An 11,823-nucleotide genomic window follows, 5' to 3' on the forward strand; every position below is an offset into this window, starting at 1 on the left:
AAAATATCGCGATCGCAGCCTTCGGCTGCTAGAAAAAATAAACCCCTCCGAAAAAAGAGGGGTTTATCATCAATCTGCCACGTTACACAACGTGGCTTTTTTATTGAGCTACGCAAACCAGTCTATTTAGTCTCTTGGCTTAATGTGTTCGTGCGCTGCCGGCAGGCTAGCTGCACCTTCCTGCTCTAGGTTAAGCGCAGTAATTGGAAATGGAATGACAATCCCTTCTTCATCAAAACGCTTTTTAAGCATTTTTATAAAGGCGCTCTTTATGAAGAAGCGGTTAAAGTATTCACGGGTTCTCAGCATCACTGTTAAGTTGATACTAGAATTGTCGAAAGTGTGAAACAGAACAAAAGGTTGATAAGTTTCAACACCAAACTCGTGCTGCTCTAGAATAGTATTGGCAACCTCTAAACATACGTTTTCAACATGCTCTAAATCAGAGCTATAATGCACGCCAACTTCAACAGGCACCGACAGTTCGCGTTCAGGGTAGTAGTAGTTAATCAACTTTGAATTAGACAACTTACTGTTAGGCATGATCACGATGTTGTTAGGTAGCATTCTAACCCACGTGGAGCGCCATCCTATTTTCTCTACAAAACCTTGTTCTCCGGAATCCAGCTCTATGAAGTCGCCTATACGAATGGGCTTATCCATTACCAACTGAATACCCGAGAAGAAGTTTTCAAGCGTTGGCTGTAGCGCTAGTGCTACTGCGAGCGAAGTAATGCCTAACGATGCAACAATGGGTGTTACCGACACCCCCATGGTGCTTAATATAATCAAAATTGCTAATACAGCGAAAAGCGCTCTAACTGCTCCACCGGCAATTGCGCTGGTATTTTTAACTATGGTTGACTGGTCGCGATAACGACTTAACGAGTAAGTGACAAAACGCTCGAAGAAGAGAAACAAAGTAATGATGAGGCCAGCTTCGATAACAATGGTTAGCGCTTTAATCGCCCCTTCATCTTCTATCTGAAATACTGAAACAATACTTTTAACCAACAGCAGGAAAATCACCCAGATAAGCAAATTAAGTGGAGCATTTAACGACAATACAAGCACGCGATAGATATCAGACATACTGCTGTTTTCTGAGCGCGCTTTAGCTTTCAAACGCACCAAAATAAGTCGTTTAACAATGAAGAGCACAATAACAACGCCTACTAATCCGGCTATTGCTATTGCCTGCTGGTTTTCAAGAAGTTGAGTGCTGTCCACGGCTGACGGGGCTCCTGCATATATGAGTAGGCACTTTTTATTTTAGCTACACCTTAGTACGTGAAAGAAGAGGCAAAAGGTGCACCAGTTATACCAATCCACATAGGTAATTGCCCACTAGAGTTAACTGTGCTATTAACTTATTACAGGCTAATTAGGAATCAGAGAGCAGAGATAGTTTGCGTTCATATTCGCGAGACAACCACGAAGAAGCTTCGTCAATATCTGTGAAAAAAAGATAATCCATACTTTTGAGCTCGGGGATCCTCTGAAACATTATTCCGCGTATAACAGGTCCTTTATAAACATAAGCTTTCGCGATTAATCCCATATCAGGGAGCCGTTTTATAATACGCTTGAGTATGTCGAAGGCCTCAGGAGTTGCTCCTTCAACTTGGCTAATATCTGCCAGAAGGGAAAAGGGTCGTTGATTCAGTCCTATGACTAGTTTAAAAAGACGATCGCTGTAGTCTTCCGCACTTTTTTCATTAAACGCGCCATAGAGTCGAGTGGTGACTACTCCGTTCTCGTGCGAAATTGTTGATGAGCTCAGTATTTTTGGCATAGCCTACTTTCACAATTACTTCCTAGGTTAATAGTAGACGATAAGTTTTCGTAAATGCGAATACTCTTAAAGTTTAGGTTTATTTTTCAGCCAATGTTGACAGCGCTTCGTTATCGGGAAAGCGTTCAAGCCCCTGTTTTAGAATTGTATTTGCCTTCTCGGGCATGTTGTTTTCGCGCAAAGCTAATACGTAGTTGTGAACATAAACATGTTGGTTCTGCCCCACTTCATAGCCTTTCTTAAACCAAGCCACGGCTTGGATGTCGTTTTGCTCTAAGTAATAATTGGCAATCAGGAAATAACTTAACCAGTAAGTTGGCCATGTATGCGACGCGGTTTCCAAAAACGCCAATGAACGCGCTTTATCTCCCACTTTAAGCATGTCGTAAGCCGCACTTACATAAGTAAACGGTGTCATCTCAGGCGAGGTTACATTAGGAGGAACTGGTGCCAAATACCAGTAATTTCCTCTTCCCCACGTTCTTTCAAAAAGCTCAAGCGACATTTCGTGATTAGGCGTAAGGCCGGTATGTAAAGTAACCGTTCCCTTATCACTATCGAACCCAATAACAACAGCGTAGTGCCATTGGGGTAACAACTGGATGGACAAATTTTGAAAAACAATCACTGGGATATCGTCTTTAACTAACGACACAATTGACGATAAAGTCCCTCGGTCAGAATATGGCAAAAAACCAAATTGTCGGGTAGCGCTCACCATTTCTAGTTGTAAACTCCCTTCTTTACTGGGAATGAATAACTTAGGCGCAATGTCATTTGGAGAGGTGCTTTCACCATAGTAACCAAACACTTCAGATAGTGTGGTAGGCCCGCAATAAAACTGTTCTTGGGGAAAAAACGGAACAGATTGAATAGTGTGAGATTCAGGTAAAGAGGCAAGTCCCTCTTGCCGCAGCTTGTCAGCTTGAGGTGTGGACTGGCAGCCTGAAAGCAAAAATAGAAGCGAAAGACCTGCTAACGCGCAGGCCTTTTTAACTGAATTGATCATCCAATTAGCTGTTCACTGGACGAATAAATGGGTAAACGTCAGTTACACCAATCAGGTCCAAAATTGCGATAATAGCAAGTACGGTAAGCACTGCGCCCACAACACCACCCGCTGGCGCTTGATTAATTTCATCATTTAATTGGGCAATTTCGCTGTCGGTCATGCCGTTGATTCTGGCGATAGCTTGGTTGCTATCTACACCTAAGCTAACCAATTTACTCTGCACATCTGCACGATTAACCATGTCAATTAGCTGCTGCTTATTGTAGTGAGCGGCTTGAGTTTGCATTACGGAATCTGAGCTAATTGCTTCTGCATGCACGCTGCCTGACATTAAAACCGTTGCCGAAAAGCAACCAATCGCAATTTTTTTCAACAATTTCATGATGTTTCCCTCTTTAAAATGCCCAGTTTTATTCTTCTTTTGCGTTACCTAACTCACGATAAACTAGAGTGAAATAAAACTTCGCACTGATTCAGCAGACGCATTTGCGCTCTGCGGTTTATTTTCAGTAGATACACAGCAAGATTAAGACCAACTAAAAATGCTTTTTTTCATAATAGACAAGGTTTCATTTTTTCTCTTTAAAATAACGATTTAAGTGACCTTTGTACGAAAAATGCTGTTCAAAGCTTTGTTCGTTAATTCTGCATTGATGCATCACCGCGCGCTGACTTTTATGTAATATTTTCTTTATGCTGGAATTATTTGCTTGCCACTAATATAAAAAGAGCAACAAACCATAAGGGGCACTCTGTGGAATGAGCGGGTGTTTCGAAACGCCTATTTCACGCCTCATACCATACGGAGTTAAGTTTGAGGTGCAATTTTTGACAAAAACACGCTATAAAAGACCGTATCGGGGTTAATACTTTCTTTAGCGTTTGGGTGAAATGCGTATCAGCGCAAAAACTGTTCAAAATTCCCTCGACATGTAGCCCTCAATTCCTTATAGTGCGCGCGCTTTTATATATTAGTGAAGTGACAATCGCTTTCACTACTATCTCTTCTCATCGTTTTACCCCTGGATACCTGTTTTGATTACCACCGCAAATATCACAATGCAGTTTGGCTCTAAGCCATTATTTGAAAATATTTCCGCAAAATTCGGCAACGGCAACCGATACGGCCTAATTGGCGCAAACGGTTGTGGCAAGTCTACCTTTATGAAAATTCTAAGCGGTAAACTTACTCCATCGTCGGGCAACGTTTCTATGGCGCCAGGCACAAAGCTAGGTATCTTGAGTCAGGACCAGTTTGCGTTTGAAGAGTTTAGCGTAGTCGATACCGTTATCATGGGTGACCGTGAACTATGGGAAGTTAAGCAAGAGCGCGACGCCATTTACAGCAAGGCTGAAATGAGCGAAGAAGATGGCATGCGCGTGGCGGACTTGGAAACCCAATTCGCCGAGATGGATGGTTACACCGCCGAAGCGCGCGCTGGCGATATCTTAAACTCTGCTGGCATCGACGAAAGCTATCATTTTGGTCTAATGAAGGAAGTAGCACCTGGTAAAAAAGTACGTGTGCTTTTGGCGCAGGCGTTATTTGCCGAGCCAGACATTCTGCTTCTAGACGAACCAACCAACAACTTGGATATCTACACCATCAGTTGGCTAGCTGAAGAGCTGAACAAACGTAAATCGACCATGCTTATTATTTCGCACGACAGACACTTCCTAAACTCTGTATGCACGCACATGGCCGATATCGACTATGGTGAGCTGCGCGTTTATCCGGGTAACTACGACGACTACATTCAAGCTGCCATGCTCGTTCAAGAACAGCTTCATGCAGAGAATGCTAAGAAGTCAGCGGAAATTGAAGAGCTACAGAGCTTCGTAGCGCGATTCTCTGCCAACGCATCGAAAGCGAAACAAGCCACCTCGCGTGCCCGCCGTCTTGAGAAAATTGAATTAGCTGAGGTAAAAGCGTCTAGCCGTCGTAAGCCTTATATTGTGTTTAACCAACATAAGAAACTTCACCGCCTTGCCATCACACTTGAAGACTTAGGCCATAGCTACCCAGATCTTCCGTTATTCGATAACGCGAACTTGCTATTAGAAGCTGGTCAGCGCTTGGCGATTATTGGTGAGAATGGGGCCGGCAAAACCACGCTTTTGAAGTGTTTGGTTAATGACATTGAACCTACCGCAGGAAGCTATAAGTGGGCTGAAAACGCTGCGATTGGTTACATTCCGCAGGATAACGCTAAATACTTTGCCGAAGATATCACTATGTTTGAGTGGATGAGCCAATGGCGTAGCCCCAAACACGATGACCTGCAAATAAAAGGTATGTTAGGACGTTTGCTATTTACGTCTGACGACTTCAACAAACGCGTGCAGGTATGTTCTGGTGGTGAGAAAAACCGTTTGCTGTTCGGAAAGCTAATGCTTCAAGACATCAACGTTTTAGTAATGGATGAACCCACTAACCACATGGACATGGAGTCGATTGAAGCCTTGAACAATGCGCTATACAAGTTTGATGGCACTGTTATTTTTGTTAGTCACGACCGTGAATTCGTTTCGTCACTGGCAACGCAAATCATCGAAATTAAAGACAAGAAACTGAATCACTTCGATGGAAACTACGAAGAGTTTTTGGCGCATAAAGAAAACGCGTAGTTATATATCGATGCCTTCATCAATAGATGAAGTGAGCCACATAACAAAACGGGCACTTATTTAAGTGCCCGTTTTTTGTTTCAGTATATTAAAAGCTTACTGACCAGATAAATACTTGCCAACCGCTGTCGCTAAGCGGTCGAAGTAGTTAACAATCGTATTTTTAATTGGCGCTAACTCTTGTTCCGTTATTTCATCAAAGTTATCTGGCGGTGTGAAATCTTCAACACGCTCATTTTTTAGCGCATCATCTTGAAATTCGGTAAACACTGGCAGCGTTAAGATATCAACTGGCTTGTCTAAACGCTCAATACTAACGTTAAAGCTTGCCGAAGCAATATAGTGATCGGTACCCAAAAAACTACGCGTAAACAGTCCGAACCCTTTGCTTTGATGCTCTGAACATCCATAAGTACCGCACTCGGTAATAGCCACCGTCGGCGCTTCTTCAACGATAATCACAGTGGCAATGCCTTTGTCTAACAACGATTTTCTTAATGTGTTTTGTTTGTCATTGAATGCCCCGTTATTTCCTTCACCCATCACAAAATCTAGGGCGCCTGCATCGTCAACCATAGAAGAGATATCCACCGCAGTGAAACGACTGTTTTGCTCAATGGCTTTTTTGAATGTGCTATACAGCGTGTTGTTCAATTGCCAGTCGTAGCTATATTCTTTCGTAAAATTGTTAAATTTAGTGGTACCGATATGCGTGTGAGTGGGAAACTTTTTAGCGCTAACCCATACCCCAACTTTTTGTTTTGGTGGCGCTACTGGCTTGCTATCTGGCTCTTTAGTCGATTCGCCTTTCGTGGTTCCATCATTTACGCTGTCGCCATCTTGCACCACATCTTCTTGCTCTGTGCTTTCAGTTGGCGTGGCTTCCTCGCTATTAGGTTGAGAAGGAACGCTTTCGCCAGAATCCATACCTCGTTGCGTAACACACCCTGCAGCCAACATTAATACGGCTAACAGAACAGTAAACTTTGTCACAAACTTCATAACACTTCCTTATTTCAAAGCCATTTAAGTTAATACTAAATTTCTACCTAAAAGACCATTCTCATATTACTGAAAACGTGGGTCAGTGCATTGGCGGAATTAAGCAGTAAAAAGTCTGCGCGCTGACCTTCGGTAATGCTGCCTATGTCACTCTCTAGCCCCATAAATTGAGCCGGCGTGGCACTCGCCATTTTGCTCGCACCTTCTAACGTTACACCGCAATCATTGTGCGCATTCAAAACTGCACTATGCATATCTAAGCACGAGCCAGCCAGTGTTTTGCCATCTGGCGTAGTCAGTTTATCGCCATGCCTAACAATCTCGGTATTAAAAAAGTGAAGACGCTCAATATCACTGCCCACATGCGCCATGGCATCGGTAACCAACACGGCGCGGTTGGCAGTTTTCACATTTAATGCCAACTCAGCACTTTTGCGATGTAAGTGGTGATGATCGATAATAAAACCACAATATACGGTGTCATTAAGCAACGCTGCACCAACGGCTCCTGGCTCCCGGGAGGTTAATGCAGACATAGCGTTGTACAAATGCGTAAAGCCTGTAGCTCCCGCGTCGATAGCCGCCTGGACTTGCTCATAGCTGGCATTGGTGTGCCCAATTGCAACCACAACTCCTTCAGTAACCATTTCTTTTATGAAGCTAGTACTCACCGTTTCTGGTGCGACAGTAAGTAAGACTTTACCAATATCTTTACGACATAAGGTTGCAAGCTCTGCGTCAGAAGGCATTCTTATAAATTGTGCTTCGTGCACGCCCTTTTTTGCTTTGCTCAAAAAGGGCCCCTCAAAGTGAATCCCTTTTATTAACGCTTTAATGCACTCTGGGCCGCCCGCCATTACTTCCGCAATGGCATCCGCCGCCTGAGCCATTGTTGAAGCATTATCGGTAATGATAGTTGGCAACATTGACGTTGTGCCGAAACGAAGATGAGCCAGCGCCATGGTTTCTACTATAGCGGCAGAAGGGCTATGGTTAAAAAGCACACCACCACCGCCGTTCACTTGCGTGTCGAAATAACCGGGAATGAGCTTTCCGTTGTAAATACTACTGAGCTCTGCTGAGGTCGCATCGCTAATACTGACTATCTTGCCGCTATCAGCAGTAATGGTTTGGTTTTCAAGCCAACCTTTTGGCGTTAAAACCTGCTCGACAGTAATCGATTCTTTCATTCGCTTTTTACTCTTTTGGCAAAGCTGATAGCGCCATATTCAGCACTTTTTAGCGGCGCTGTTAAATTAGAAGAGATAGAAGGCGAAAGTAAAGGCGTGTAAACATCAGCAAGGCCACCAACTAAACATAGCGGCAATGTAGAAGCCTGATTAATCAATGCTTCACCCAACTGATTGAGGTAATTTGCTCCCTTTCGAATAAGAGAGGTCGCGGCGGCACACTGGTCTCGATAAGCCTGTATAACCACTGGGGCAATATCACCAAAATCTGCAGCGTTGTAATTTGCCACCAAGGTCACTAATTGCAGAGGTGACGCTAAATTAAGGTGCTCACAAATTCGCTTCTTTAATTCACTAACGGGCTCTACGCCGTCATAAGAAAGCAGTACATGCTTTATAGCTGATAAGCCCAACCACGCACCACTTGCATCATCGCCAACTTGCAGACCGTAACCACCTTTGTCAGTAAATACCCCCTTGTCGTAACGGGTTGCCGCTGAACCTGTACCGCAAATAATAAGGGCTCCAGACTGATTGTCGTGCGCGCCCAAACAAGCGGCGTGTAAATCACTTATTACCACGGTATCGGCAAATGGGTTGTCTAACGCCAAAAAAGAATGCTTTGCTTGAGGAATATTCGCCCCTGCCAATCCAGCAGCTAGCAACACTTCTTCGCATGTAATCGGCAACGAAGCACTGTCTATTGCGTCTAACGTTGCGTCTATTACCGATCCCATTGCTTGTTCGGGGTTGGTCATTATATTTGCAGGGCCTGCCGCCCCTTCACCTAATGTATTGCCATCAATATCTTGCAACAATGCACGGCACCGGGTGCCACCACCGTCAATACCCACTACATATTTGTAACTCACGGGTTACCTGCTTCTCTAAACTATTCAATACAACTTGTTGTATGCACTTTACCACACCGATTTCACAGAATAACTTGCTTTCTTGCCAGTAACGCAGCCTTTCACGTTACCCGAAGGCCCTTATACCAATCCGCATAGTTAATTGCCCACTCAGAAGCCGCTGCAAAAATGTACAGCTTAGCTCAATAGGCACAAGCGAATATGATCGAAGAACACAGCAGAGCAGTATCTTGATTAAAAAGGAAATTTACCTATGAATTTAAAAACCGTTATTGGCGCAATAACTCTGGCTTGTGTAGGTGTTAGTTCTACTCCTGCTTTTGCACAACAAGCTGGCGCTCAACAGCCTCAGGGTTGGATGTGGGGTTTTGGCGTCGCAGCATCGCAAGATGTATATACCGACTTTGATAATCGCGTTGTTCCTATTCCTATTATCGGCTACACCGGTGAAAAGTTACGCGTTTACGGACCATTTATTGGCTATGAACTTTTTCGCGAAAGTGGCTTTACTCTTGACGCTCAGCTTGTCCCGATATTTGCAGGTTATGAAGAAGATGACAGTGCCGTATTTACAGGTATGGACGACAGAGATTTTAGCTACGCGGCCGGAGTTGGGCTTAACTACAACCCGGGTAGCTGGGTTTATTCATTGTCAACCAATGCCGATATTCTTGGTAAGTTTGATGGCTACCAAGCGTCCGCCCGTATCGGGAAAAGGTTTAGAATAAATAACGTCATGATCGAGCCGTCTATAGGCGTAAACTACCAAGACAGCAATTACGTCGACTATTACTACGGCGTGCGCCCTGAAGAAGCCACAGCATTTCGAAGTGCATATAACGGCGATAGCGCGCTCAATACGGAAGTACGCGTTGCCATCTCAACCCGACAGTTTCTGGGCGGCATGACCCGTTTAGAAGTTGGCGCCACCTTCTTTGACGATAGCATCAGCGATAGCCCGCTGACAGACGATGATACCGCGCTTAACGCCATGCTGGTTTATACACGCTTTTTCTAGACTATTGCTAATAGCCTACTCTACAACCGCGTAGATGGCTTAAAGACAAGGTGCTAGCATCAAAAAAGCCCTCATGTAAGAGGGTTTTTAATATTGAGTTGATGCGTTTCGCTACGCGGGCTTTTTAAACGCTAGCGTTTCCCACAGTGGTACCGTAGACAAACTATGTTTATAGCTGCCAGATGTCTCTTTGGTGCTGTAAGACAAGTAAATCAGCGTTTTTGAGTCGGCATCGTAAATTCTTCGAAGCTTCATGTTTTTGAAAAACACGCTCTTAGATTTTTTAAAAATTACTTCACCTGAATCTGACTTATCAATGGCGTTTAGCATCTCAGCCGTAATAGGGCCGGTTTGTCTGCACGCGATTGAACTGTCTGATGGATCCGACAAATCAAGGTTCGCTTCAATACTTGAAATATGGCAGGTTACACCTGTCACTATGGGGTCTTGAAGCGCATCAATTTTAATGTCTTTTGTGGTGAAAAGACCAAGGGACACATCGCCCACTTCGCTGTCGCTACAGCCTGCCAACGTAAACACCGACGCGGCGAGTAACCCCAGCACTGTGCTTTTCACAAAAGTGCCGCTCTTGAAAGTGCCTTTCATAGAAGTACGAGCCTCGTATGAACTTAACCAACGTCCATTTGTTTTCATATCATTCCCACCTCTACTCTATTTATGATCTTTATTTGTTTACTCGAAATACCGAGCCTGTGATCATTTTAGCCTAACAGGTTTAACTGTGTCTTATCCATAAGGTCGTGCTGCTTAATAAGTTGCTTTGCCTTTTCAATGTCTGGCGCAAAATAGCGGTCTTTGTCGTAAAACGGCACTTGGTCTCTTAGTAGCTGCATCAACACTTGGAGCTTTTCGCTGGTTTTAAACGGCTTCCTGAAATCTAACCCTTGGCAGGCCGCTAACCACTCAATGGCCAATATACCTGCCACGTTATCGAAAATATCTCGTAAACGCCTCGCGGCGAAGGTCGCCATAGACACGTGGTCTTCTTGGTTCGCAGACGTAGGCAACGAATCGATAGATGCGGGGTGCGCCAGGGTTTTGTTTTCACTAGCAAGCGCCGCACAGGTAACCTGCGCAATCATGAAGCCCGAGTTTACCCCACCATTTTCAACTAGAAACGGTGGCAAACCACTTAAATGCGTATCAATCATTAACGACATTCTGCGCTCCGACAGTGCGCCAATTTCAGATAGTGCAATAGCCAGCATATCTGCCGCCATTGCCACGGTTTCCGCATGAAAGTTTCCGCCAGATAGAATATCGCCAGTTGGCGTATCAGCGTCATCATTATTTTCAACAAAAACCAACGGGTTGTCGCTTACCCCATTAGCTTCCACCACCAAAATCTCTTGGGCATAGCGCATTTGCTGTAAACACGCTCCCATCACCTGTGGCTGGCAACGCAGAGAGTATGGGTCTTGTACTTTTTCACACCGTTGATGTGAATGACCAATCTCTGAGGTGTCTAGCAATGTTCTAAACGCAGTCGCCACATCGCTCTGGCTTTTGTGGCCACGCACTTCGTGGATCCGCGCGTCGAACGGCACGCGAGAACCTAACGCGGCCTCAACAGTAAGCGCACCAATACCTATAGCACTATGAAGCGCATTTTCAGTATAAAACAACCCCTGAAGTGCAAACGCTGTCGAGGCTTGCGTGCCGTTTAACAGTGCTAAGCCTTCTTTGGGTGCCAGCGCAATTGGCTGCATACCCGCAATTTCAAGGGCTTGGGCTGCACTAATTCTCTCTCCTTTATAAAAAGCTTCCCCTTCCCCTAACAGCACTACACTCATGTGTGCTAAAGGCGCTAAGTCGCCGCTGGCGCCTACCGAGCCTTTTTCAGGAATGGCGGGATAAACCTGTGCATTAAACAAGGTAATGAGCGCTTCTATTACGCTGAGGCGAATGCCAGAGTAGCCACGGGCCAAGGAGTTAATTTTTAACAGCATGAGCAGGCGCACAGTATCTTCTTGCATAAAGTCGCCCGTACCGGCGGCGTGCGATAACACAATACTGCGCTGTAATAGCTCTAACTCATCAACATTAATACGGGTATTAGCCAACAAACCAAAACCGGTATTGATGCCATAGACAGTACGGTTCTCTTTAATAACGTTAAGCACTACTTGCTCGGCGGCGTTTATAGCGGGTACTGCGCTTTCATCTAAAGATAAATGAACGTGGCTTCGATGTACTTCCCGTAACTGATCTAACGTCAATGTACCTGGCACAAGATTAAGTTGCTTAACACCACCGTTTTCAGTAATAAAAGACGAATGCGACAT

General features: G+C 44.6%; 11 protein-coding genes. 2 read left to right on the forward strand and 9 right to left on the reverse strand.

What is annotated here, in order from left to right; translation table 11 throughout:
* Positions 1–126: 126 nt before the first annotated feature.
* The 4 genes from NO989_RS14795 to NO989_RS14810 all read right to left on the reverse strand — a co-directional run bounded on the left by NO989_RS14795 (position 127) and on the right by NO989_RS14810 (position 3,189).
* Positions 127–1,230 (reverse strand): mechanosensitive ion channel domain-containing protein, encoded by a 1,104-nt coding sequence (locus tag NO989_RS14795; RefSeq protein ID WP_171337922.1) that lies wholly within the window; start codon positions 1,228–1,230, stop codon positions 127–129.
* A gap of 154 nt (positions 1,231–1,384) precedes the next feature.
* Positions 1,385–1,795 carry a hypothetical protein gene (locus tag NO989_RS14800; protein WP_014978478.1) on the reverse strand — a complete coding sequence of 137 codons (411 nt, stop codon included), beginning with the start codon at positions 1,793–1,795 and terminating at the stop codon, positions 1,385–1,387.
* Positions 1,796–1,874: 79 nt separating this feature from the next.
* Complete coding sequence (locus NO989_RS14805; RefSeq protein ID WP_171337921.1) at positions 1,875–2,804, reverse strand: PA2778 family cysteine peptidase; 930 nt, start codon at positions 2,802–2,804, stop codon at positions 1,875–1,877.
* Positions 2,805–2,808: 4 nt separating this feature from the next.
* Positions 2,809–3,189: a PA2779 family protein gene (locus NO989_RS14810; protein ID WP_014978476.1), complete on the reverse strand. Its 381-nt coding sequence runs from the start codon at positions 3,187–3,189 to the stop codon at positions 2,809–2,811.
* A 653-nt stretch (positions 3,190–3,842) separates the two neighbouring features.
* On the opposite strand from NO989_RS14810, the gene NO989_RS14815 reads away from it, so the two are divergent.
* Entirely contained in the window at positions 3,843–5,435 is a 1,593-nt protein-coding gene (locus NO989_RS14815; protein WP_039230708.1) for an ABC-F family ATPase, read from the forward strand.
* A gap of 96 nt (positions 5,436–5,531) precedes the next feature.
* Here the strand turns inward: NO989_RS14815 and NO989_RS14820 are convergent, their stop codons facing one another.
* The 3 genes from NO989_RS14820 to NO989_RS14830 are packed head-to-tail and all read right to left on the reverse strand — an operon-like array spanning position 5,532 to position 8,499.
* Positions 5,532–6,437, reverse strand: coding sequence for a hypothetical protein (locus NO989_RS14820; RefSeq protein ID WP_014951403.1), 906 nt, complete (start codon positions 6,435–6,437; stop codon positions 5,532–5,534).
* A 47-nt stretch (positions 6,438–6,484) separates the two neighbouring features.
* Positions 6,485–7,627, reverse strand: coding sequence for an N-acetylglucosamine-6-phosphate deacetylase (nagA, locus tag NO989_RS14825; RefSeq protein ID WP_371342803.1), 1,143 nt, complete (start codon positions 7,625–7,627; stop codon positions 6,485–6,487).
* Positions 7,624–8,499, reverse strand: coding sequence for a BadF/BadG/BcrA/BcrD ATPase family protein (locus NO989_RS14830; RefSeq protein WP_156085995.1), 876 nt, complete (start codon positions 8,497–8,499; stop codon positions 7,624–7,626). The genes nagA and NO989_RS14830 overlap by 4 nt, the downstream gene beginning before the upstream one ends.
* A 253-nt stretch (positions 8,500–8,752) precedes the next feature.
* Here NO989_RS14830 and NO989_RS14835 point away from each other — a divergent pair, with 253 nt between their 5' ends.
* Entirely contained in the window at positions 8,753–9,517 is a 765-nt protein-coding gene (locus tag NO989_RS14835) for a MipA/OmpV family protein (RefSeq protein WP_156085994.1), read from the forward strand.
* A 111-nt stretch (positions 9,518–9,628) separates the two neighbouring features.
* On the opposite strand, the gene NO989_RS14840 is transcribed toward NO989_RS14835, so the two are convergent.
* Positions 9,629–10,171: a CreA family protein gene (locus tag NO989_RS14840; protein ID WP_371342804.1), complete on the reverse strand. Its 543-nt coding sequence runs from the start codon at positions 10,169–10,171 to the stop codon at positions 9,629–9,631.
* A gap of 68 nt (positions 10,172–10,239) precedes the next feature.
* Complete coding sequence (gene hutH, locus NO989_RS14845) at positions 10,240–11,823, reverse strand: histidine ammonia-lyase (protein WP_156077963.1); 1,584 nt, start codon at positions 11,821–11,823, stop codon at positions 10,240–10,242.

This window comes from Alteromonas sp. DY56-G5 (assembly GCF_041414725.1).
Classification (GTDB): Bacteria; Pseudomonadota; Gammaproteobacteria; order Enterobacterales; family Alteromonadaceae; genus Alteromonas; species Alteromonas macleodii.

Bases quoted from the DNA above. Each gene is read 5' to 3' on its own strand.
- NO989_RS14800 (WP_014978478.1), bottom strand. From the start codon at position 1,795: ATGCCAAAAATACTGAGCTCATCAACAATTTCGCACGAGAACGGAGTA.
- NO989_RS14805 (WP_171337921.1), bottom strand. From the start codon at position 2,804: ATGATCAATTCAGTTAAAAAGGCCTGCGCGTTAGCAGGTCTTTCGCTT.
- NO989_RS14810 (WP_014978476.1), bottom strand. From the start codon at position 3,189: ATGAAATTGTTGAAAAAAATTGCGATTGGTTGCTTTTCGGCAACGGTT.
- NO989_RS14820 (WP_014951403.1), bottom strand. From the start codon at position 6,437: ATGAAGTTTGTGACAAAGTTTACTGTTCTGTTAGCCGTATTAATGTTG.
- nagA (WP_371342803.1), bottom strand. From the start codon at position 7,627: ATGAAAGAATCGATTACTGTCGAGCAGGTTTTAACGCCAAAAGGTTGG.
- NO989_RS14835 (WP_156085994.1), top strand. From the start codon at position 8,753: ATGAATTTAAAAACCGTTATTGGCGCAATAACTCTGGCTTGTGTAGGT.
- NO989_RS14840 (WP_371342804.1), bottom strand. From the start codon at position 10,171: ATGAAAACAAATGGACGTTGGTTAAGTTCATACGAGGCTCGTACTTCT.
- hutH (WP_156077963.1), bottom strand. From the start codon at position 11,823: ATGTCGCATTCGTCTTTTATTACTGAAAACGGTGGTGTTAAGCAACTT.